At 43.0% G+C, this 25048-nt stretch carries 18 protein-coding genes; 12 read left to right on the top strand and 6 right to left on the bottom strand.

Translation table 11 applies throughout. The annotated features are described in order from the left end of the window. Positions 1–174 precede the first annotated feature (174 nt). Genes AB5542_RS01395 through AB5542_RS01380 form a run of 4 tightly spaced genes read right to left on the bottom strand, consistent with a single transcriptional unit; the run spans position 175 to position 7246 of the window. Positions 175–1785, bottom strand: coding sequence for a PKD-like family lipoprotein (locus AB5542_RS01395; protein ID WP_279040504.1), 1611 nt, complete (start codon positions 1783–1785; stop codon positions 175–177). A gap of 17 nt (positions 1786–1802) precedes the next feature. Then, positions 1803–2636: a DUF4843 domain-containing protein gene (locus tag AB5542_RS01390; RefSeq protein ID WP_279040505.1), complete on the bottom strand. Its 834-nt coding sequence runs from the start codon at positions 2634–2636 to the stop codon at positions 1803–1805. Positions 2637–2647: 11 nt separating this feature from the next. After that, positions 2648–4123, bottom strand: coding sequence for a RagB/SusD family nutrient uptake outer membrane protein (locus AB5542_RS01385; protein ID WP_279040506.1), 1476 nt, complete (start codon positions 4121–4123; stop codon positions 2648–2650). A 12-nt stretch (positions 4124–4135) separates the two neighbouring features. Then, positions 4136–7246: a SusC/RagA family TonB-linked outer membrane protein gene (locus AB5542_RS01380; protein WP_279040508.1), complete on the bottom strand. Its 3111-nt coding sequence runs from the start codon at positions 7244–7246 to the stop codon at positions 4136–4138. Between the two features lie 835 nt (positions 7247–8081). Here AB5542_RS01380 and rhuM point away from each other — a divergent pair. From rhuM to AB5542_RS01360, 4 genes are all read left to right on the top strand, one after another. Next, positions 8082–9485: a RhuM family protein gene (gene rhuM, locus AB5542_RS01375; RefSeq protein WP_279040511.1), complete on the top strand. Its 1404-nt coding sequence runs from the start codon at positions 8082–8084 to the stop codon at positions 9483–9485. 16 nt (positions 9486–9501) lie between these two features. After that, positions 9502–10269, top strand: coding sequence for a response regulator transcription factor (locus AB5542_RS01370; protein WP_279040512.1), 768 nt, complete (start codon positions 9502–9504; stop codon positions 10267–10269). Positions 10270–10364: 95 nt separating this feature from the next. After that, a complete protein-coding gene (locus AB5542_RS01365) occupies positions 10365–11726 on the top strand; it encodes a Fic family protein (protein ID WP_270544743.1) in 1362 nt (453 codons plus the stop codon). A gap of 90 nt (positions 11727–11816) precedes the next feature. Further along, positions 11817–13877, top strand: a complete 2061-nt coding sequence (locus AB5542_RS01360) for a HelD family protein (RefSeq protein ID WP_279040515.1) — start codon at positions 11817–11819, stop codon at positions 13875–13877. Here the strand turns inward: AB5542_RS01360 and AB5542_RS01355 are convergent. Both AB5542_RS01355 and AB5542_RS01350 read right to left on the bottom strand, forming a co-directional pair. Next, complete coding sequence (locus tag AB5542_RS01355) at positions 13867–14343, bottom strand: YbaK/EbsC family protein (protein WP_279040517.1); 477 nt, start codon at positions 14341–14343, stop codon at positions 13867–13869. The two genes, AB5542_RS01360 and AB5542_RS01355, sit on opposite strands and share 11 nt — an antisense overlap. Positions 14344–14458: 115 nt before the next feature. After that, positions 14459–14770: a hypothetical protein gene (locus AB5542_RS01350; RefSeq protein ID WP_087421638.1), complete on the bottom strand. Its 312-nt coding sequence runs from the start codon at positions 14768–14770 to the stop codon at positions 14459–14461. Between the two features lie 178 nt (positions 14771–14948). Between AB5542_RS01350 and AB5542_RS01345 the strand changes: the two genes are divergently transcribed. From AB5542_RS01345 to AB5542_RS01310, 8 genes are all read left to right on the top strand, one after another. Continuing rightward, positions 14949–15998, top strand: a complete 1050-nt coding sequence (locus AB5542_RS01345) for a tyrosine-protein phosphatase (protein WP_279040518.1) — start codon at positions 14949–14951, stop codon at positions 15996–15998. Between the two features lie 45 nt (positions 15999–16043). Continuing rightward, on the top strand, positions 16044–17513 hold the full coding sequence (locus AB5542_RS01340; RefSeq protein ID WP_279040519.1) for a bifunctional metallophosphatase/5'-nucleotidase: 1470 nt from the start codon (positions 16044–16046) through the stop codon (positions 17511–17513). A gap of 308 nt (positions 17514–17821) precedes the next feature. Continuing rightward, on the top strand, positions 17822–18367 hold the full coding sequence (locus AB5542_RS01335) for an RNA polymerase sigma factor (protein WP_087421635.1): 546 nt from the start codon (positions 17822–17824) through the stop codon (positions 18365–18367). A gap of 11 nt (positions 18368–18378) precedes the next feature. Continuing rightward, the gene (locus AB5542_RS01330; RefSeq protein ID WP_087421634.1) at positions 18379–18966 is read left to right on the top strand and encodes a Spy/CpxP family protein refolding chaperone; all 588 of its coding nucleotides are present in this window, start codon (positions 18379–18381) and stop codon (positions 18964–18966) included. Positions 18967–19037: 71 nt separating this feature from the next. Next, positions 19038–19331, top strand: coding sequence for a hypothetical protein (locus AB5542_RS01325; RefSeq protein WP_087421633.1), 294 nt, complete (start codon positions 19038–19040; stop codon positions 19329–19331). A gap of 27 nt (positions 19332–19358) precedes the next feature. Continuing rightward, complete coding sequence (locus AB5542_RS01320; RefSeq protein ID WP_270544732.1) at positions 19359–22196, top strand: TonB-dependent receptor; 2838 nt, start codon at positions 19359–19361, stop codon at positions 22194–22196. 21 nt (positions 22197–22217) lie between these two features. Next, positions 22218–23405 (top strand): DUF4876 domain-containing protein, encoded by a 1188-nt coding sequence (locus tag AB5542_RS01315; protein ID WP_279040520.1) that lies wholly within the window; start codon positions 22218–22220, stop codon positions 23403–23405. Positions 23406–23431: 26 nt separating this feature from the next. Then, a complete protein-coding gene (locus AB5542_RS01310; RefSeq protein WP_279040521.1) occupies positions 23432–25018 on the top strand; it encodes a DUF6850 family outer membrane beta-barrel protein in 1587 nt (528 codons plus the stop codon). Positions 25019–25048 lie beyond the last annotated feature (30 nt).

Genomic DNA, 25048 nt, shown 5'->3' with positions numbered 1-25048 from the left:
CCGTCACTTCGTGCCACCTCCTCTATAAACAGAGGAGGAGCTGGTGACTCTTCCCGAAGAAAGGGAGTATTTCAACTATCCCTCTGTTTATAGAGGGAGTACCCCGAAGGGGGGAGGGAGTTTGAAAAATAACTTTTTGGATAGCCCCATTGCTACATTTTGATTTACTACTACTTACCGTCGTTCACGATACACCACATCCCGAATCTTCGCAAAACCGCTATACTCGATCCTTTTCGTCACGCTGTTATTCACCCCATCCACCGGGTAAAATCCCAATCTACCACCATTGTTATCCGGTGCCGCAGCATTATAAGAGCCTACCATCAGTTCATACTGCCGGGCCATAAATTCCTCCGACTGGTTGTTCAGATCTTTCAATGAACATTGCCTGTACAGGTTAAATTTCAACATCGTAACCGTCTCGTTTTCCCCTAAAGCAATATTATTCATCGGATAAGTCGTGTTTGTTCCCAAGTTATGCAGATATATCTTATTTCCCACGGCATAGAACATATAAGGGAATTGAGAATGGAATGCAAAGAGCGTCGCCTTATCAAAATCGGGAGCATTCAAATCCTCGTACTTCGATTCCGGAACATACCCGTTACCAGACATATTGATACCGTAAATACAACGTTTCCCCACAGCATCCTGTAAGATTGCGTATACCAATCCGTTGGAATAACGGGTACTCTCCATATACACCAAATCCATTCCCGTTTTAAATGTAAACAAAGCCCCATCCTTATCCCGGATAGGATTCAATACCTGCATCAAAAAGTCTACATATCCTTGTTTCCATCCCATAAAACGCTGGTTATCCACATCATAGAAAATAGCCGCTTTCCCATTTCCGGGACGAGCCATGCTTACCCCGATGTACGGGGCAACCCGGTAAGTCGGTGCTTCTCCCCGGGCGGAAGTATTGATCGGTTTCTCGAAAGCAGCCCCGGGGGTACTCAATACCTGCGCGTAGGCATTTCCGGCATCCGTTACGCAAAGACAGGCCAATGCAGCCGAGGCATTACTACTATTCACCGTGTTATAATACACGACATGCTCATCAGTCGGAGGAATAATGAAATCCACGTTATTCATATTCCAAGATTCATCTGTCTTGAACGTTTCCTTGTTCAATTTATACGTTCCCTCTTCCGACATCACGTAGATCACGTCATCCGGATTCGCCAGTCGGGTTGGATAGAAACCGATCCCTCTCGCGTGTTTCACCTCCGGGAATCCCAAGGGTGCCAACACATTGTAAGCCGGAATAACCCGTTCCGCAGAGATCACCGAAATCATATCCATACGCACCCGTTCCTGTTCACCCTCGTTACACAACACCATCCATCCCTCGTAAGTCGGGGAAGACACTTTAATATCAAAAGTGGTCGACGTCTGCACCCCCGAACGCTTGTCTGTCACGGCAAACCACCCGACATACGTGTCGGCCGCAAAAGCCGCCAGCGTGTCCAAATTTAAGGTTTTCGAAGGATTCAAATCCACCCACTTCTGCCCGGCAACCATCGTTCCCCCGGATTTCTTCTCGATTTTATACGAGAACTCGAAATTGCCATTATCCTCCTTCACCTCTCCATCCAAAGAAGAGATCACTTTCGGGGTCACAATGATACGATCGGAATTTCCCAACACCTCGATCACCTCCGGGACATTCTCTATCGTTATATCCGCCATATCACGGTAATCATAGTTTCCCTTATCGTCAAAACAGCCACAAAGAGAAACACCAAACAAAAACAGTATCATACGATTTATTTTCATAACATCACTTTTTAATATTATTCATACCGGGAATAATCCACCGCGTAATCCGGGTGAAGCTGCATATATTTCCCATCCGAGTCCAGTACCGGAGTTCCGGCATCCGCCTGTTCCTGCAAATACTTTTGAACCATCGTCGCAAAAAAGCCACAACGCCCGTATATTATTTTGGCCCCAGTCCCTCCTGCACTATTCCAATCTGACATGGTAAAACCACAAACCGTATTGATAAGCACGAACTTTTTAGGCGTCCACTCTCCGAAATAATCGGTTTCAATAATAGCTCTCCAATACCAAGGAATCGTATACATTTCGCTCAACGTGAAAGAGAATGAATCCCCGTGAATCTGCACTCCCGTGGCCGTGTAGGTATTCATGTTCTTATACTCCGGGAAATAACACTTGAAATACTCGTTATCTTCCAAACGAAGAGCCAGACGGACCGATTTTTCCATTAAATCATCAGTCCGGAAGAAACGCACGTTGACATCCGCCTTGCTTTCCCCAGCGGGAACCACCACCGTGTCCACGTTAATCTCGTAATGCACTCCCTCTATGGCAGTCGTCCCCTCTTTATCCACGACCACTTTGAAAGGACGGTCATGATCGGCCACCTTCCCCATCGTCCGAACCGTGGCGTTAAGAATCACGTCTTTTATAGAAGCCTGAACCGAAGCGAAAGAAAAGTCCAGTGAATCAATATACACTTCCGTGTTCGTCCCGTAATGCCCTTTTATCATTTGGAAATAGATCCCGGTATCATCCGTGGAGAATACCGAAATATCTTTCTTTTCACAAGCACTAAAAGCAATATTCAAGCTTAAAACAAACAATATCATTTTCCATTTCATAACCTTACAATTTAACGATTAGCGATTTCCCCGGAAGGTAATGGTAACACGTAACACTCTTCCCGGGCTTCATAAGCATTTGCATCATTCCCGTTCTCATCGCTGAGGAGATGGGCATACAACCGTTTGTACATGAAGAATATCTGTCCTTCACCCATGAACTCCCGCAAATATTCCGTACGCAAACGCTTCATGAAATCTTCATCCGAAACCACGGTTAAGGTGCTCAAACCCCGGCGTTCCCGTATCTTATTCAACCAACCATATTTATCTGCCAGCACGGGTTCACACTCGGCCGCAATATAATACACCTCGCTCAACCGAATCAACGACATGAAAACAGCATAGAAATACTCGGACTCTCCCGCTTGAGTAGGTTTAGCAATCTCCTCGTACTTGATAAAGTCATACCCGCCCTCACTCTCGTTAGAGGCCGTGCGCCACCACGACTGGAAACGGTAATCCTGCGTTTCTTCCGCAAAAAGGTTCGTGTTCACGTAATTCTTTCGGGGATGCAGGTAATTCGTTCCCGCTTGTTCCGAACTGAAATAAGTAGTATGAATATCGGCCCGATCTTTTACATAGATTCCTGCCAGCACTTCCGTAGAGAACACCCGGTCCGGATTATCCTGATTCGCCAGCAGTTTATTGGGATCTACGGCCGGGAAATGTTCATCCACCTTCGGATCCGTCAATAACTTACGAGCTACTGCCAAGGCTTTTGTATTTTCACCTGCATACAGGTACCCCCTCGCTTTCAATGCCAACACGGCATAATAATTCATCCGTAACTGGCGATAGCGCAGGTAAACATCCAAATCCCCCTCCTGCGACGCCATCGGTCCGTTTTCTATCACCGGGTCACTATCCGCCAATAAACTCTCGGCCACATCCAAATCCCGTAGAATTTTTTCATGCATCACCGAATCGGCTGTCAATAAAGGTAAGGCTGACACTCTCGATGATTCGTTGTAAGGGATTGACTCCATCTCCGGATGAAGTTTGTAAACCGGACCGAACAAACGTAACATATCAAAATGCAAAAAGGCACGGAGAGCCAGCATTTCTCCTTTCAACATCCGGTATTCAGGAGGCAACAACACGCCATCACTCTTTTCAAGATTATCCAACACCACATTACAATTCAAAATCGTATTGTAAGCCGCAGTCCACGTGTTCGATAACCCGGTCTGCACCGAAGTCTCCGTGTAATCGAAGGTACTCAACGCTGTCAAGTACGTGTTTGATTGTAACGGTGCGTACCGTTTCGAGATCACATCCACCAACTCGTAAGAAAGATTTTTCCCGTAAAGAGCCGTGGAGGCCACCTTGTTATATATCCCGTTTACCGCCGTGTAGAATCCTCCTCTCGTCGAAAACAACTGTTCCTCAGACTGTTTATCCTTGGGCTGAACATCCAGAAAATCCGAACATCCTACACCACAAACGAGTACAACCCCGATCCAAATGATATTCCATAATTTCATAACCATTCATCTTTAAAAATTAAACGAAAACCCTGCCTCCATACTCCGGGCAAAAGGATAGGCAATTCCTCGCTCGGACCGAATCGTCGATGCCCGGAACACGTCACGCATGGATGCTTGAATCTTCAAACTACTTAACCCTATTTTTTTGATCCATCCGTCATAGAACTCGTATCCCACGTAAATGGATTCCAAGGTCAACACGTTCTCTTCCTGCACGAAACGGGAAGACATCGGGGTCGTCTCCGCGCTGGCAATATCCTTGAAATGCACGATATCCCCCACTTCCTGCCAACGCTCGTACAACGCCCGCTTATCCTGGTTCTTGTTCAGATCATTTCTCGAAATATTTTCCACCTTGTTATAAAGAGCCTCGTTAAACACGTCAGCCCCCATCTGGTAACGGAAATTCAAGCTCACGGAAAATCCTTTCCAGTTCAACGATGAACCGATCACACCCTCCACGTCCGGACGGGTATTCCCGCAGATCACCTCATCATCATACGAGAAATCGTACGTGTAACTCCCGTCCTTGGCATAGAACAATTCCTTCCCGTTCGAGGGATCAATCCCCGCAGACCTTACCGCCCAAATGTCATCCGGGTCTGCCCCGTCATAATACCTCACCGTGTTTTCTCCCTTTCCACTGGCGTTCAACGTGGAGAGCTTGTTCCCAATCTTGTCAATCCGGGTTTTCTGAGTTCGCACGTTCGCCCGCACCATCCACGAGAAACGCTTCTCGAAATTCTGGAAAATATAATAGGATACCGACGCCGTTAATCCCTGTGACACCTGTTCTCCCGCGTTAGTCATGTAAGTAGATGTTCCGGAAGAAAGCGGTGTACTAACCTTGATCAACAACGGGTCGGTCACCTTGTAATAGTAATCCGCTGTCAACGAAAAGCGTTTATTAAACAGCGTCACGTCGAGACCGATATTCTTATCCACCGTGATCTGCCATTCCAAATCGGGGTTTCCGATCTGCGACAATTCCGCCCCGATTCCGAAGTAGTTCATGGAGCCAAACTGGAACGAGTAAGTCAACAAGGATTGCGCAGAGTCAAAACTCTGGTTCCCCGGATTTCCGATAGAGGCCCGCAGTTTCAATATATTAATCCATGCCACGTGATCCATGATAAACTTCTCCTTGTGCAAGTTCCAGCCCAACCCGACCGACCACGTCGTATTGTATCTCCGGGAAGTACCGAAAACCGATGAACCACTCGTCCGCAAACTGAAATCCATCAAGTAACGATCGTCAAAAGAATACCCTGCGTTGAAATAACCGTTCACGGAGCGGGAAACCGACTCGTAGTATGCAGGAGTCCCGTATTCCGGGTAACCGTTCGAAAAAGAGGGGTAAGAAAAATCTCCGTCCGGGAATCCTACCGCAGAATACCCCTGTGTAAGCGATTTATTACTGGAAATATTTCCCCCGGCAACCAAATTAATCCGGTGTTTTCCCAGTACTTTCGCGTACGTGACACTTAACTCCGCCTCAACCTGATTTGTTCGGACGTTATTTGAATGAAACTCTCCCTTTTTAGTAGTTTCCACGTTCTCATATCGGGTATCATTCCGGGAATAAAACTTCTCCGTGTCATCATTCCCGTAAGTCAATCCCAACCGGGCACGTACCCGCCATTCAGTCGTGGGGAAATATTCCGCCATGAAATAATTGCTCAACAAGAGATTACTCCCCTTATCCCGACTATTTTGGCTCGCGTTCCACAGCGGGTTCGAAGCTTTGAAGTAATCATTATATTCCAACCATTTATCCACCGTTCCCTCGTCATTATATTTCTTGTAATAAGGATTCGCAGCAGCATACGCGCTGAATGCCACGATCGGGTTCTTGAAATGAGTTGAGGTCAACGAGAATTTGTTCGAGAACTGGAATTTCGACATCCGGTAAATCAAGTCGATATTGCCACTGACCACATCCCGCTCCGACTTTTCCATCACCCCGGAAATCCCGTTATACCCCGCTCCCAAACCGAACAGGAAATTCCCTTCACCTCCCTGCACGTAGAGTGAATGTTTCTGGTTCACTCCCACACGTAAAGGTTCTGCCAACCAGTACGTGTTTACACCGCTTTCGATTCCCTTCAATTTCTCGTTATACAAACGGGTCAATTCCACCTCGTTCGTCGTGGACCAAGTCGTGGGGTCGTACCTTCCCGCCAATCGTTCAAATTCCAGTTTTTCCCTTGAATTCATCAAGTTATAACTCGATAAATCGGGCATCGAGATATTCATGTTCCCGTTGTAGCTCACCTGTAACTTCCCCGCTTCCGGTTTCACCGTTTCCACCACGATCACCCCGTTAGCCGCTTTTGAACCGTAAATTGCCGTCGACGCGGCGTCTTTCAAGATCGTGATCGACGCCACCCGGTTTATATCCAAATCATTAATGGCTGCCAACGTTGACTCGAAACCGTCCAGGATAAACAACGGCTGGTTCGGGTCGGCATCCAGCTCGTCCCGTAATCCCAACATGCTCGACTTCCCCCGGATTTCCATGTTCGGCAAGCGGTTCGGGTCAGAACCGAACTGGTTATCCTCGATAATGGCGAAAGCCGGGTCCAATGTCTTCAAGCTTTGCAGGACATTCTGCGTACCCATCGTTTTCAACTCGGCAGCCGAGTAAGTGGAAGCCGATCCCGTGAAACTTTCCTTCTTACGAGTGAAGATACCCGTCACCACCACGTCTTCCAATTTTACATCCTCTTCCCGCAAAACGATCGTCAACTCCTTCTGCTCCACTCCCACTTTCAACCGGGGAATCTTCACGATCTCGGTCTTCATCCCGATAAAGGAAACGACCAGCGTGGCCGTGTCAGCCGGGATCAATAACTTGAACTTCCCGTCCACGTCCGTGGCCGTTCCCATCGACGTTCCCCCCAAACGTACCGAGACTCCCGGTATCGGTAGCTTCTTCTCGTCCACCACTTTTCCCCTCACTTCCCGGCTCGCCACACGGGTGGAATCCACCGTCCCGGCCCTCGTCAATAGCGGGAAGCCCAACAATAAAATCATAAATAACCGGATTGTCACGGTTACCGTCCCTCGATCCGACAGTAACTTTCGCTTAAAAACTTTCCTGTCATAAGTTTTTTTCATAACTTTGATTGTTAATTAATTGATAAGATTGATTACACAAAGGGATGGTATTCAAAGTTTTCCAGGCAGAGGATACCTCCCTCTTCTATTCTTCCGTTGCTTTTCTCAACGTACTTTATTTTAATTATTCCATTTTATTCTCATATCAGTCAAACGATTACAATTCCGCTCCATCATGACAACGACGGCACAACAAACTACCCCCTTGCCATTCAAGACAAGGATTCTATAAAAACTGATGAAGAAATTGAAAGATCTGAACATTCCCAATTCACAACACGAATGTCCGTCACGCCGATCTCATTACAAATTAGATGGTTGCTCTACACCACTCGTCTAATAACAAAGTCAAAAGAATTATTAAAGCCGGATTCCCCCTTTTACACGCAGAGATACAATTACGATTTACCTCCATAAGCCTTTTTTATTAAAGATTAGGACGAAAAAAAACGGTTCCGCCTGTCCCGTTGTCTAACACCTTCAGCGGTTGTGGGTGCATTAACACTCCACACGGGGGTTCGGAACCGCCGTATGGAGTTAACAGGCAAAAAAAATGCCCGCTACGTAGTGGCAGGTTTCCCTCCCGCTGAATATGTTAGACATCACAAATATAGTAACATTTTTACAAAAAACAAATATTACTCCATAATTTAACAGACCAAAATAAAACAACATAGTAACATTTACTACTTCCACAAAATAATCATATCTTATTCTTTAAGGCACAAAGAGAATTTCATAACTTATCATTATATTTGCACTATACAGCACATGAATGAAAAGGAATAATTTCAATCCACATATTTCCTTAATTAACCATATCAAATTTCGTAACATGGAAGAACACAACAATATATCACGAATGCAATCCGACTTTGAGCAAATCAAGAAACAATCAGAGGATGGGAAAGAGTATTGGACTTCAAGAGAATTGTGTTCTGCGATGGGATATAGCACTTACCAAAAATTTAGCCGCATTTTAGACAAAGCTATTGAAATAGCAAAAAGTAGAGGCATGAACATGAACGACCATTTTAACCAAACGGTTGAAATGGTTAAGCTGGGATCGAATACTTATAGAAAAGTAGAAAACTTTCATCTATCACGCATGGCTTGCATGATAATTACAGAAAATGCAGATTCTAAAAAACTTTTAGTACAGGCTGCAAGAGACTATTTTAAACAACAAATACAGACGTCTGAACTAATTTATAATCATTTATTTTCCAATATATTAATATATAAAACTCCACAAAACAAAGTTCATGTTGAAGTTGTATTCAATAGTGAAACTTTTTGGATGTCTCAAAAAAAGATGGGAGAACTCTATGGAGTAGATACTCGAACCATAAATTACCATTTACAACAAATATATGAATCGGGAGAACTTCAACAAGAAACAACTATCCGAAAAATTGGGATAGTTCAAATCGAGGGAAATCGAGAAGTCAACCGTCCACAAATGTTCTATAACCTTGATGTCATCATCGCCGTTGGCTACCGAGTGAACAGCTATCAAGCCACACAATTTCGTATTTGGGCAACCAGTGTATTAAAGGAATATCTGATAAAAGGCTTTGTTTTAGATGACGAGCGTTTAAAACAAGGAAAGCATTTTGGTAAAGATTATTTTGATGACTTATTAGAACGAATCAGGGAAATAAGAACTTCAGAACGTAGGTATTACCAAAAAATAACTGATATTTATGCAGAATGTAGTGCTGACTATGACTCAAAATCAGAAATAACTCAACACTTTTTCAAAATGGTACAGAATATGATGCATTGGGCCGTAACTCACCAGACCGCCGCTGAAATAATCTACACAAGGGCTGATACTGAAATGCCTCATATGGGACTAACAACTTGGAAGAACGCTCCAGACGGACGAGTACAAAAATCCGATTCTGTTATTGCTAAAAATTATCTATCCGATAAAGAAGTATCGCAACTAGACCGCCTATCAAACGCATTTCTTGACCTGGCTGAAATACGAGCAGAACGCCACCTAATAACTACAATGTCTGACTGGAAAAATCGTTTAGACAATTTCCTTTCGATGAATGATTATGAAGTATTACAAAATGCAGGAAGTATATCAACAGAAGAAGCCAAGGAAAAAGCATACGCTGAATACGACAAATTCAAATTAATACAAGACAAAGAATATCTTTCTGATTTTGATAAAGAAATAAAGAATTGGAAGGACAGAGGGCTATTTGATAACGAAAATCAATGAACAGAAATATTTTAGCATGAAACCAACCAATATTTCCCGGGAAGAAATGTGGGCCAGACAGCATTTATCAATACATGACATCGATTATGCCGTGTGGGAACGGGATAAAGCCATGCTCCACCAGACGGCAAAAGTAAGTCAGAGCTGCACGTTTGTTGTTGATGTTTACAAGAGTAAGTATGTATATGCCTCCTCTAACTTCGCAGATTTACTAGGATATGATGCAAACAAAATTGCCACATTGGAAAGGCAAGGAGATTACCTAGAATCCCGGTTCCATCCGGATGACTTCGATCAATTGGTGGATTTACAGATCAAACTGGGACAATTTATTTATAGCCTACCCTTGGAACAACGAAACGACTATTGTAATATATACAGTTTCCGGGTACGTAACGCCAAACAACAATATGTAAGGGTAACCAACAGATTGCAAGTTTTGGAACAAGGACTTTCAGGAAAAGCATGGCTCATACTAGGTAACATGAGTATTTCTCCGGATCAGAAAAATTCAGAACAAGTTGACTGTACCGTTCTCAATCTCAGAAACGGAGAACTATTTTCCCCGACATTATTATCCTCCCCAACCATCCACCTGACAGAACGGGAAACGGAAATATTACACTTGATTCAAAAAGGCTTACTAAGCAAAGAGATTGCCAACAAACTCCAAATCAGTATTCACACGGTAAACATTCACCGTCAGAATTTACTACACAAACTGGAAGTACAGAATTCTATCGAGGCAATCAACAAAGGGATCGAATTAGGGCTATTGAAATAATTCGTATTTGTCGTCATTTCTGTTGACTAAACAGCTACAAAATAGTATCTTTGTAAGAAACAAGAATCATGATCTCTAAAGCTAATATCAAGTTTATGAATTCCGAGACAAACCGCATAGAATACAAACAAGAACTCACTGATGATTTAGAAAAAGAAGCCGTAGCCTTTCTCAATTACCCGGAAGGAGGGGTACTCTATATCGGAATTGAAAAAACGGGTACAGCAATCGGAGTTATTGATATTGATAGCGATATGCTCAAAATCAAAGATCGTTTGAAAAATAACATTACACCATCTTGTATGGGGTTATTTGATATAGCGACGGAAAATATTGATTCTAGGGATGTAATAAAAATTACATTTGCCAGTGGTCCGGAAAAACCTTATTATATAAAAAGGCTTGGAATGTCAGAAAAAGGCACATTCATCCGAGTCGGGACAGCTGCAGAACCAATGCCTGTAAAAATGATTGAATCACTCTTTGCCAAACGAATCCGGAACTCTATTGGCAAGATAAAATCACCCAATCAGAATCTTACTTTTGAACAATTAAAGATATATTACGAGGGTGCTAACAAAGCATTAAATCAACAATTTGCATCAAACCTTGAATTGCTCTCAGAAGAAGGACAATATAATTACGTGGCTTATTTATTAGCCGACTTGAATGGAATGTCTATGAAAGTTGCCAAATACGAAGGGGTTGATCGGGTAGACCTAATGGAGAATAATGAATATGGTTATTGCTCGTTAGTCAAAGCGACCAAGCAAGTATTAGATAAAATCAACGTGGAAAATAAAACCTTAGCAAGAATTACCCCCAAAGAACGAGAGGAAAAAAGATTATGGAATTCCGTCGCCCTACGAGAAGCGGTAATTAATGCGATCGTACACAATGATTATACTTCAGAAATACCTCCCAAATTTGAATTTTTTGATGACAGAATAGAAATCACTTCATTTGGAAGTTTACCACAGGGTATGACCGAAAAAGAATTCTTTGAAGGATATTCCGTACCCCGCAACAAAGAATTGATGCGAGTATTCAGAGATTTGGATTTAGTCGAACATCTAGGTTCCGGAATCCCCCGTATTTTAAGGAGTTACGGAAAAGAATGTTTCAAATTCACAGAGAACTTTTTACGCATGACATTCCCTGCTTTAGAAAAGGTTACCCCGCAAGTCACCCCCCAAGTCACCCCCCAAGTCACCCCCCAAGTCACCCCCCAAGTCGAAGACCTTATAAAAATACTAGATAGAGAAATGAATCGATCGGAACTCCAAGAAAAACTAAATCTTTCAGATAGAAAACATTTCAGAATACATTACCTAAAGCCAGCTTTAGAGGCAGGTCTAATAGAAATGACTAAACCTGAAATCCCAAACAGTAGATCTCAAAAATACCGTCTTACGGTAAAAGGGATACAAATAAAAGAGATAAATCAAACTCATTGAATAGCTATAAATAACTATTTCCCCCTCCACGTTGTTGCATTAACTTTGTTCCTCTTTTCGCACAATTTTAATTAAAACAACTAAGGGTCTATGGTATTCAACAAAACGGAAGAACAGGAAAAAGAATATTTACGACAGATTATCAACACGATAAACGATTCGATCAATAACACGGACAAATCCGTCAAGGAACACGTTGACACATTACAAGAGTACAAAGAATATCTGTGGTCGAATAAAGACATCGATCCACACGAGATACGCTCCATGAGAGAAAGCATCCTACGTCATTTTGCAACAGGTGAGAGTGTCATTGATAAACGCAAACGCCTTGGAAAGATTCTGGATATTCCCTATTTCGGACGAATAGATTTCACGGAGAGTAAAGAGAGATGCGGAACAATGGCATTATATATCGGGATTCACACGTTCTATGATCCCGTAAAAAAAGCCAACCTAATCTACGATTGGAGAGCGCCTATATCCAGTATGTTTTACGACCACGAACTAGGGAATGCGTCCTATTCTTCCCCCTCCGGAGAGGTTGACGGAAACATTTCCCTCAAACGACAATATCGTATCCGCAAAGGTAAGATGGAGTACATGATCGAGAGTTCATTGACCGTTCACGATGATATCCTGCAAAAAGAGCTAAGTTCTAATGCAGACGATAAAATGAAAAATATCGTGACCACGATACAACGGGAACAAAACCGGATTATCCGAAACGAAGAAGCACAAGCGCTCATCATTCAGGGAGTGGCAGGATCAGGGAAAACATCCATTGCCTTACATCGTATCGCTTATTTGCTTTACACGCTAAAAGGGGAGATTACCTCAAAAGATATTCTGATTATCTCTCCCAACAAGGTTTTCGCTGACTATATCTCGAACGTCCTCCCGGAACTCGGCGAAGAAACGGTTCCTGAAACCAGCATGGAGCAAATCCTTTCGGGGGTTCTTGATCACAAATACAAATACCAAAATTTCTTTGAACAAGTAACAGAACTATTAGATAAACCGACACCAGAATTTATTGAACGGATTCAATACAAAGCCTCCTTTGATTTCATCTCGCAATTAGAGAAGTTTATTCTTTACATGGAGAACAACTATTTTAAAGCAACAGATGTCAAACTGACCAAACATATTACCGTTCCGGCCGAGTTTATCGATGAACAATTCCGACGGTTCAACCGTTACCCGATGCGCAAACGCTTCGAGACGATGACGGATTATATCTTGGAGATGATGGCCTTAAGACATTATTTCAAAGCGACAACCGCCGAGAGGAATCTACTAAAGAAGGAGATACAAAAGATGTTCTCCGGAAACAGCGACATCCAAGTTTACAAAGACTTTTTCACGTGGATCGGGAAACCCGAAATGTTCAAAATGCGCAAGAACCGTACATTGGAATACGCAGATCTGGGCCCTTTGGCATATCTCCACATAGCGTTAGAGGGCACTCCTACCCCTTCTCGGGTCAAACACCTCTTGATTGACGAAATGCAAGATTATTCGCCGATACAATACAAGATCATTCAAAAACTTTATCCTTGTCGGAAAACGATTCTCGGGGATACCTGTCAGTCGGTCAACCCCTACGGGTCATCAACAGCCGATATGATTCAGAAGGCATTCATCACGGGAGAAGTGATGAAACTCTGCAAAAGTTACCGATCCACGTTCGAGATCACGAGTTTTGCACAAAGAATCCAAACAAACGAAGAACTGGAAGCCATCACCCGACACGGGGAAAAGCCAACCATTCTCTCTTTCAAGAACCCGGAAAAAGAACTTTCCGCTATCTCGGAATTAATTACCACATTCAAAAAGTCAACTTACAAATCATTGGGGATAATATGCAAAACCGAGATGCAAGCACAAGAAATCACAGAGGAACTCAAATCGTACACGGACAACCTCTATTTCCTATCCCATCAGAGTACGGCTTTCGCCAAAGGAATCATCGTCACCTCATCCCACATGGCAAAGGGGTTGGAATTCGACGAGGTGATCATTCCCCAAGCGAACGATACCAACTACAACACGCTTATAGACAAAAGTATGCTTTACGTTGCCGTGACGAGAGCCATGCACAAACTAACCATCACGCATTGGGGCAAACCCAGTCGATTTATTCCTTAGACCAATCCTTGCACACGTCAATCCACTCCCGGGAACGAGAACAATCCTCCAGTTCTTTGATAGATAACTCAACCGCACTGTTACTCGTCCCCGCGGCCGGGTAAACAATATCAAAGCGTTTGAGCGAAACATCCAAGAATACACGAGTTTTCTCCGGAATAACAAAAGGGCAAACTCCCCCGGGCGCGTGTCCGACATATTGTTCCACCAACTCTCCCGGAATCATTTTCGCTTTTTGATGAAAATATTCCTTGTATTTTTTATTATCAATCCTCGCATCCCCGGCCGTAACGATCAATATCGGCTCCTCCCCCAACAGAAAAGACATCGTTTTAGCAATACGCTCCGGCTCACATCCCACGGCAACAGCCGCTTCTTCCACGGTGGCACTCGATTGGGCCAATTCATGCACCCGTTGCCCTAAACCAAGGCGATCAAAATACTGTTTTACTTGTTCCAATGACATAACTATTCCTCAGCAATTATCGTCTAGCAAAGATAAAGTAAAAATAATTGTAATAGAAGTAATCTAAAAATAATCCCGGGCTTGAGACCCGGGATGAACTGCAAAATCCAATTTATTACTTTTGAGAAGTAATTTCAGCCAATAAAAGAGTCTTATCAGACTGTTTCTTCACGTTCACGATGATTTTCATTTGTTCAAAGAATCGTTTTATTTTCTCGTCAATACCGGAGACGTAAATCATTTTTATACCGCAGTCCACTAACCACTGGATAAAATAATTCATATTCCGATTTTTCACTTCACTATTCTTTATAGAAACGACTTTATCATCTTCTGTCGTAATTGTAGATACTTTAATCGCCTTTTTCCCGATGTTTTCACCGAGGTGGCAGAGTTGGTTATCTTCAAAAAACAAAGCTGCTTTCATAACTTTATTTTAATGGTTTATATCATTGTTATCACAAAAATCACACCAGAATTATACGAATGAAGAACAATAAAAGTTTATTTTTATTCTTTAATATATCACGGGTTTTCTAAAGAATTTTCCCATCTTTGTAAAGATCAGGAAAATAAACACCGACACGATTAATATTTGTAACACGATGAAAGTAATTTATGTCATTCTGACCACGACCGTAGTGTGCTGTTCATGCAAGAACACGATGCAACAGGAGACTGCATACGAGGGAAAGGATATTTCAGGAATCATCCGGATTTCCATTGATAAGGATACGAAAGTGTCCACGCTAACTATTGAGACAAACGGGAAATGGGCGCTCTATTCCGGTTCTTCCGTGGATAATATCGATTTTTCAACCCCGATAGCCAAGCACCCGGAACCAGAAGGACAAGGTTATAACCGAATCACCCTTTCCTCTCTCTCAAGGCGTTATTATCAACTCATTACGGACGAAGGGAAAGCAACCGTCGCGGAAAGACATCTGCCGATGGCAGGAGGTTACAACTTCAGAGATCTAGGCGGGATAAAAACAAAAGACGGACGATTTGTCAGGTGGGGAAAAATCTTCCGTTCCGACGATTTACACAAACTGACAGAAAATGATCTGAATTATTTAGCCAGTATTCCCCTCAAAAGTATCGTGGATTTCAGAGGGGAAGAAGAACAGAAATTTGCCCCGGACAAGTTGCCCGTGTCAGTAGTAAACGAATTCAAATTGCCCATCGATCCGGGAAACGTGATCTCCTTAATGGGATTGACCGATCTTGACTCGACACAGATGGATAGCATCATGATGCGCATGAATATTCTCTTCGTCACGGACAAAGATTTTATCGGATATTATAAAGAATTTTTCAAGCTATTGCAGCAAGAAAAAAATCTCCCCCTCCTTTTTCACTGTTCTGCCGGGAAAGACCGCACGGGTATGGGAGCTGCTCTGATATTATATGCTTTGGGGGTTGATGAACAAACCATCATGGAAGATTACCTCGCCTCTAACGTTTACTTGAGTGATAAATATGCCAAAGAGATCGCCATGAACCCCAACTTGAAATCCGTACTCTCCGTCAAGAAAGAGTTTCTGCAAGCCGGACTAGACCAGATCAAGACAACACATGGTAGCGTGGAGAAATTCTTGGAGACAACTCTCGAAGTGGATATTCCGGCATTTCGGAAACAATTCCTGTACTAAGAATTCCACTTTTAAATTATCTTTGTCGCTTGAAAATACAATGATATGAATCACGATTATTTCAAGCTACATATTTCCGTGCTTTCAAAATTGCACGTGTGCATGGTCTTATCATGGATCATATTACTCTTCGGTTGTCAGAATACAGGGGAAAAAGAGATCGTGATCATATCCACCAATGATATACACGGGAGTATCGAACAATTCCCCAAACTGGCCACTTTCGTGGAACAAATAAAGGCAAAACATCCAAACGTGATTCTAGTGGATGCCGGGGATCGATTCACGGGGAACCCGTACGTGGACCATGCAAAAGAAAAGGGACTACCTGTTATCTCATTAATGAACGACCTAGGTTACGAGATCGGAACGCTAGGAAATCACGAGTTCGATTTCGGACAAAAAACTCTTCGGGCCAGAATAAACGACGCAACCTTCCCGATCGTCTGCGCTAACATCAATTCCTCCCGGGGAGAACTCGACAGTATCCCTCCTTATTATATTATCAAGAAAGACGGTATTAGACTCGGTTTTCTAGGCCTTGTACAAACGGGGGCTGACCATATACCAAGCGTCAACCCGGAACAATTGAAGGACATCACTTTCGACCATTATCTCGATAAGGTAGCGGATTACAGGTCACTAAAGCAACAATGTGACGTACTAATCGGTCTCACGCACCTTGGGGTTGACGAGGACTCCACCCTAGCCACACGAATGCCGGAACTGGATATAATCATCGGGGGACATTCCCATACCCTCTTAAAAACCCCGAAAGAAGTAAATAATGTCATGATCGGTCAAACAGGCCTCAAATTGCAATATGCCGGTCTGACCATATTAAAATTCAAACAAGGCAAGCTCTCGGAACGCTCGTATCAATCCTGCTTGATTGACACGATTACACGGATTGATTCTTCCATGACACAAAAAGTTAAATATTTCATTGATCAACCCAAGTTTAAAGAAGTGATCGGGGCAACCTCTCTCCCATTCAAATCTCAAGAGAGCATCGGAAACATCGTGACAGATGCAATGACACACTCAATGGCATCCGATTTTGCCTTTTACAATCAAGGCGGCATTCGTCTTTCCGAACTTCCCCAAGGAAACATCACACTAGAAACCATTCTCTCCATAGAACCTTTCGGTAACCATATTGTCATTCACGAATTGTCTTTGAGCGATATAAAAACATTAATACTCAATCATTTCAATCAAGAAGACCACATAATAGACCTGTATGTATCACCCGGAAGTTACACGATTGTCCAAGACGAACAAGGAAAAGGAACAGATGTCATTTTTAAAGACCGTAACAGCAGACCACTCGTCAAGAAAGCCACGTATAAAGTTGCATTAAATAACTATGTAAGCGTCGAATATGACTTCCCAGGTAAAGGGGAAGGGCTACACACAGACATTTCAGTAGTAAATGCCATGATTGATTTCATCCGGACAAACACACCTCTCTCCCCGACAGACAAACGCACTTATCTAGCACCAGTTAAATAACACAATCGCAAGGTAGGCCTTACGCAGTCCAGGAGTTAAACATTTTCCTCTATTTTAAAAAACGTTCAATAAATGATACATTAAAAAAAGGATGCCGGATAATTATCTAAACACAAGTCCTTTAATGCAGATTACTGACAATCAGTATATATTAAAAATGAACATTGTTTTTTGAACATTCAATATTTTTACTACATTTGAGATCAATAAATGAACGTTTTATGATATTACAACAAATGTTGTAATGCCATTTACCTGTATGGATTGAGTGATATTTCCCCGGGCGGGAAGTGCGATAAAATCTTGGAATGGGCGAGAAAGAGATGATAAAAGCGATACTTGAAGGTGACCAGAAAGCCTTTAAGTTATTGGTTGACACCTATCAGGTGATGGTTGTCAACACTTGTCATGCTTTCATACACGATCGGGATGAGGCGGAAGACATTGCCCAGGACGTGTTTATCCAAGTCTTCGAATCTCTAGGTAAATTCCGGTTTGAAAGTAAATTATCCACGTGGCTATACCGGATAGCAGTGAACAGGTCTATTAATCACTGCAAATCCCCCAGAGGGCGGGCCATAAAAGTCGATATAGAATCATGGAAACAACAAGAGGTGGCACAATCGGTTGAAATGCCACAACAACAGTTATTGGAAGAACAGGAACAACTGGAATTATTACACCGGGCTATCGACCGACTTCCTGAAAATCAACGCACGGCGCTAATTTTAAACAAGTATGAAGAACTTTCATACAAGGAAATTGCAGAGGTCATGGGGATTACTCTCTCTTCCGTGGAATCGCTTCTTTTCCGTGCGAAAAATAATCTTGAGAAAATATTCAACACGAAATAAAAGACATTGTCATGAAAAAGATAAATAAAAAATATTTGATTTACTGGGTGAACATTATTCTGCTAATGTTGAATACGGCACTCCTCGTATTCTTTTGTTTTACCCCCGAAAAAACAATCTATAAGAATGAAGACTCCACCATCTCTAATGAATTCCTTCGCAAAGAATTAGATTTCACGGATGAACAATATAAACTCATTAATGAATTGGATTCAATCGTCTTGAGAAGGCATCAAACCGTTTTAAAATTACTCTGTCAAAGACGCTATCAGATGTTGAACGAACTGGCAAAACCCAACCCCTCCTTGGAAGAGCTGAACAAAATTGCCACGTCCGTGGGACATTTGCATAAAGCATTGAAGACACAAACGGCCCGACATTTACTCAATATAAAAAAGGTATGCACCCCGGAACAATCAAAAAAACTCGAAAAAATGTTCATCGATTTATTGGAGATCAACAAACATTGTGCGGAATGTGCAGAAAAATGCACGGATCAAGAAAAATGTAAAAGATGCCCTAAGTTTCACCACTACAAGAACATAGAATCCGATTCTCTAGAAATAAACAGGGATTCTACAAAAAATATCACAAAATAATGAAAAAAAGTATCTTGCCAGCGCAAGTTTTTAAAATGAAGTCTGTCATATAACCAAAGAGAGAGAAAATCATGAAAGTTGAAGAGATCATCGAGAAGGACAAGGTAAGGGAAGTACGTGAAGACTTTTATAACGGGATCATGGAAAAGATGGCCCGGAATAAAATGGATGATGCCGGTCCCGTGATCCGCAAAAGACACCTAGGCATGAGCATTGCCGCGGGAATTGCACTAGGCATTCTGGTGGGCAGTATACACCACCACATGCACAAGACCGATCGGCAAGTGGCGATGCAGGAGTGGCTAGGAAAGTATAATATTAACGACACTAAACTTGAATGTATTGAGGACAGACTTTTTAATTAAAAACAGCTAAACCTACAAGATCTTACTATGAGTTTGAAAAAATTGTTTTTTTTAAGCACGGTTATCTTTTTGATCGGGCATATGAACCTGTTTGCCCAATCTGAAAAGGTCAACCTATCCGGAACGATACAAGACGCAAAATCCGGTGAAACACTACCCTTCGTCGTGGTCAATATCAAGGACTTAAACCTATGGACCACGTCTGACATTAACGGAAAGTTTTCTTTTAAAGACGTGAAAAAAGGCGAATATACCTTAACGGCATCCTGTCTCGGTTACAAAGATTATGAAATGAAAATCAATCTGAGTAAAAATATTGAAAAATACATCCTAAAATTAGAGGAACAAACCCTGGCATTGAAAGAAGTCACCGTGACCGCAACAGCCGGAAACAAACTCAACAGTTCTTCTTCTATAAAAAAAGCGGCGTTAGAACACGTGCAAGCTTCCAGCATCGTGGACGTGATGCAATTGTTACCCGGATCGCTGACCGTCAATCCAAACTTGAACGACATCTCGAAACTGACTATCCGTGACGTCACGGGGAAAGACGCCACCAATGCTTTCGGGACTGCCGTGATCGTTGACGGGGCACGAATGTCAAATGACGCCAATATGCAAATGGCCTCCACCGCTTTGTCAACCCAAGGAATAAGCACATCAGCCGGAACCGGTATCGACGCCCGCCAGATAGCTGTCGATAACATCGAGTCTATCGAGGTAATCCGGGGAATCGCTTCTGCCGAATACGGGGACTTGAACTCGGGAGCCGTGATCGTCAAAACAAAGGCAGGAAAATCACCTTTGGAGGTTCGTTTCAAGACAGACCCGAAAATCAAACAGGTCTATGCCGGTAAAGGTTTTGCCTTAGGAGAAAATAAAGGATTTCTAAATATTGACGCTGATTACGTGCAATCGCAGAATGACATTCGTACCCCGGCAAAGTCTTACAACCGATTGACCGCCCAAATCGGTTACTCCAACGTGTTCAACCCGCAGGGAAGAGCCTTTAGCCTAAACGCTAAATTTAAAGGTTTGACCACCTTGGACAAACAAAAAAGTGACCCGGACAAGCAATCCGAAGAAAAGACAAAAGTCGAGAATCAGGAAATCAGCTTGAATATATACGGTAACTGGATGATAAACAAGGCGTGGCTAACCAGTCTGAAATACACCGTGGCCGGTTCCTTGGGAAAACAATATAACTGGGACCACGAACAACATACAACCGTCGGGGCCGCCAACACGAATTCCATGGAATCCGGGGAACACGTGGCAGGATTCCTCCCCTACGAATATTATAGTGATTTGAAGATCGAGGGAAAACCCGTTTACGCACAAGCTAAGTTAACGGCCAATATCTCCGGAAAATACGGAATTTTCTACAATAATTTCATGCTAGGTGGCGAGTGGAGTACGAAAGGAAATGAAGGAAAAGGGAAGAGTTTCGACCCGAACAACCCACCGACCCAGAGCATACGTCCCCGCTCGTTCAAAGACATTCCCTACATCAATGAATACAGCGGCTTCGTCGAGGACAAAGTAAAAATCGAAATGGGCAAAAGATCATTAGAACTTTCTGCCGGAAGCCGATTCACCAAGATTGACACGAAAGGAGCTGATTTTGATGTAATCGTGGACCCTCGTTTTAACGCTCGACTGACATTATTTGAGAATCGCTGGAACAAGAAAGGTTGGCAAAGCCTGAGTATTCGCGCCGGATGGGGGATCCAGCATAAAATGCCGACACTTGCTTACTTGTACCCGGACCCGGCCTATATCGACAAAGCCAGTTTCTCGTTCAAAGATGATGCCAACAATTACAAATTGGCCGTGATTACCACCAATGTTTTCGAAACGGACAACGACCGTCTGAAAATTCCGAAAAGTAACAACTTCGAGATCGGCGTGGACTTCAAGGTTCTCAGCGTCAATGCCAGCCTAGCCTACTTCAAGGAAAAACTGACGAATGGATATAACCAAGCCGGTTATGCCGTTCCCTATCAATATAGAGAATACAATTACAGTTCCAGCCTAACCCACCCGGAATACGTGAACGGGGAAGTCGTGGAAAACGGAACACCCGTGGGTTACCGTACCTTACAAACATTCGGAGTTTTCCAACGCCCGGATAACGGGATTACGACCGATAAATGGGGTATCGAATACTCCCTTGATTTCGGCAAGATCGACGTGATCAAAACATCAATTCTCGTGGACGGAGCATTTTTCCACACCAAAACATTCGACAATAGTCTCAAGATGAGTTATGAAACCCGATATATAAATAATGAACCTTATCCCTATGTCGGCCTATACGTGGGTGGGAACAATGTCGGAAACGGGAATCTCTATCAACGTTTGAACACGAACTTACGCCTCGTGACCCACATTCCCCAATTACGTCTCGTTTTCACGTTAGGAGCCCAATGCGTGTGGATGGATAAATCGAAAGCCTTATCCAAATACCAGGGCCAATGTCTGGCTTACATGAAAGACGACGACGGAAATATTGTCGAAGGAAATGTCGAAAAAGACAAAACCTACAACAAGTATATTAATCCGGTAGCATACATGGACCGAGAGGGTACAATCCACCCGTTCACGGAAACAGAAGCAAACGATCCGGTATTCCAACACATGATCAAAAGCGGTAAGTCCACCTATTTCGTGGAAGACTCCCTTGACCCGTACTTCATGTTGAATCTGCGCATGACGAAAGAAATCGGAAGATTTGCCTCTCTTTCTTTCTATGCAAACAATTTCACGAACGCCAAACCTTGGAGATATTACAAATCCAGCGGTTCCGACTTTAGAGTAAACAGCGACATCAGCTTTGGTGCCGAAATCAGTCTGAAATTTTAACGGATTAAAAAAGGAATAAAGATGAAAACATATCATATACTTACGCTTCTGGTCGTATTCCTTTTCACGGGATGTCTGAAAGAAGAAAAAATGAGTATCGGAGCCCTGATCAAGGTGAACATGCCGGAAGGTTTTGAAAATACCAGCCCGGAAGGGATTGATGTGAAATTATACAGCACTACGTCAGGTCTGACCTACACAAGCAAATGTGATGCCTCCGGTATCGCCACGTTCAATGTAGAATACGGTTTCTACGAGGCAGTAGCTCAACACCGGGAAAGGGGAGAAAACACCATCGACATCTTTAACGGGAGAATGGAACGAATTGTACTGAGTGAAAGAACAAAAGATGGGGATACCTACACGATAAACCTGACTCACGCCAAATTACAGCAATTAATCATCAAAGAGATTTACTACGCAGCCTGTAAAAAAGATGACGGAACGAATTACACGAAAGACGCTTACATATCAATCTACAACAATTCCGACGAAATCGCCTACCTGGATAGTCTTTGTATAGGAACCGTAAACCCTGTCACAAGTAGCAGTCCAAGTAACTTCACCAAACCGGACGGAAGTTTATGGGATGAAATTCCGCTATTCATGATGGCATGGCAATTCCCCGGAACAGGTACAGACTACCCCTTACAACCCGGGGAAGAAACGATTATCGCGCTTAACGCCATCAATCACGTGGATATAGCCTCGCAATCCGTGGATCTTTCCAAAGCCGATTTTGCATTCTGGGACCCGCTGTTAACAGGAGCATCCGTCCCCGCTCCGGGAGTTGAACCCTTAAAAATGCTCTGGAGAAATAGTGGCACAGCATTCACGATCAGTTTGACAGGCCCAGCCATGGTGATATTCAAAATTCCGACCACCGTAGCTGAAAGTGCACAGGCTTACGCCGAAGATCCCGGAAATCTTCAACTGGATCCGGTAAAACCCAACGCCTCTCAAAAATTCCTAATGATTCACAAAGATTGGGTAATCGATGGAGTTGAATGCGTGACGAGTGCCAGCAAAGCCAACAAACGAATTCCCAACAATATAGATGCCGGATTCACCTATATACCGACAAGTTACCTGGGCAATTCCGTTTGCAGAAAAGTAGATGAAGTTGTCGATGGCAGGACCATATACATGGACTCCAACAATTCCAGCGAGGATTTCGAAGTCGTTCCGAATACATTAAAAAACAGATAGACGAACTGTATCTAAAAATGAAGATTATGAAATTCAAAAAAATATATACACTTGGTCTGGGCCTACTCATTGCCGGGATGTCGGCAGTAAATGCCCAAACCCAAGACAACGAGAAGATTTTTTACCGAATGGATCGGGTCAAAGCGAACAATCCTTGGACGAAGTCTTTAAACTACGCTGGATTAACGTTCAACGAAAATCAGGATTTCACCATCGTAGAAGTCGATTTTCAATATGGAAAAGGTAGTCTCAGAAATGTAAACGCCCCCACGGCATTCAATAAAACGAACCTGCAAACAGAATCCTTCCGAAGATTGAATAAAGTATTCTTTTACGGGAAATTCAGTTTTGATTACATGAATCGTCTGAAAATGGGATGGTGTAACGTTATCAACCCGTACCGCTCCCCAATATTCTTTGCAGACAGTATGCCGGGACGTCAGACCATGGAAACTTACATCTTGGAAGGTGGAATCGGTTATATGATTGGAAAGCGCTGGAGCATTGGGGCCAAAATCGATTACCTGACCGCCAGTAATGCCAAGAAGAAAGACGCCCGAAACAAGAACACATACATGAACCTAAAAGTGTACCCGGGAGTGGTTTACCGTTCCAAATACTTGAACTTGGGACTGAACTTCATTTACCAGAAAGAGACGGAGAACATTGACATCAGGACAATCGGAACAGGCCGAACACCGGAACTTCTTTCCGTCGAGGGATTATGGTTCTACACGTCGGAACAGGTAAGTTCAAGCGTAAGCATCATCCGGGATATTCGGGATGAATCCTTAGGTGGTGCCGCACAAGTGGAATTCCACACCCACCGAACCCGATTCTTTAACCAATTCTCCATACTGGAAAAGAAACAGGAAATATTCAAGGCGAATTATAACAAAGAGCGCGGAGGCGAAATGAAACAACGCGCATACAATTACACCGGAGCCTTCAACGTCAGCGGAGAAAAGTACAACCACTACATTAACCTGCAAGCCGATTTCTCCAATATGTTAGGCTACGAGAACATCCAGCAAAAGGAAGTCATAAACCAAAATAGTACCTGGACACAATTCGGGAAAAAGAATAAATCTTCCATCGAGTCTACCGTTTATGACGCAAACTATAACCTGTTCCGCAATCGCACCGCGTATAACAGTTGCTGGAACGCACAAATCGGGGCTAAAGGCTTTTACGCCGAAAGGGTATATCGTCTATATCCGGCTAAATTCCAACAAATATTGAGAAACACGGAAGGTTATCTTTCATTCGAGAAGAATTTCCTTTTCAAAAAAGGAATGTTGGATTGCGGCATAAACGGGGCCTACACCATCGGGGGAGGCACGATGTTAAAAATGAAACAGGAATCCGAAACCGTCTTACCGAATATCGACGAATACCCGCAACGGAAAGATTTACTGGAACAGGAATTCGAGTATATCACATCGGACAAAATAGCCGGAGGAGTAAACGTTCGCTACACTTATTTCCTCAACAAGGAAAAAGGAATGAACTTGTACGCTATCGGCAATGTCAATTACAAAAAGTCCACCAGCGGCCTGTATGACGGTAAAGACTGGACAACGTTGCAAGCCACGATAGGACTATCATTCTAGGGGATCAAAAACAACAAATATCAAAAAAGA

The sequence above is a fragment of the Butyricimonas sp. RTP31003st1_G1_RTP31003_210430 genome (assembly GCF_040920905.1).
In the GTDB taxonomy this organism is placed as follows: Bacteria; Bacteroidota; Bacteroidia; order Bacteroidales; family Marinifilaceae; genus Butyricimonas; species Butyricimonas paravirosa.
Note: the sequence above shows the minus strand (reverse complement) of the source record. Positions and strands in the feature narration are given on the sequence as shown.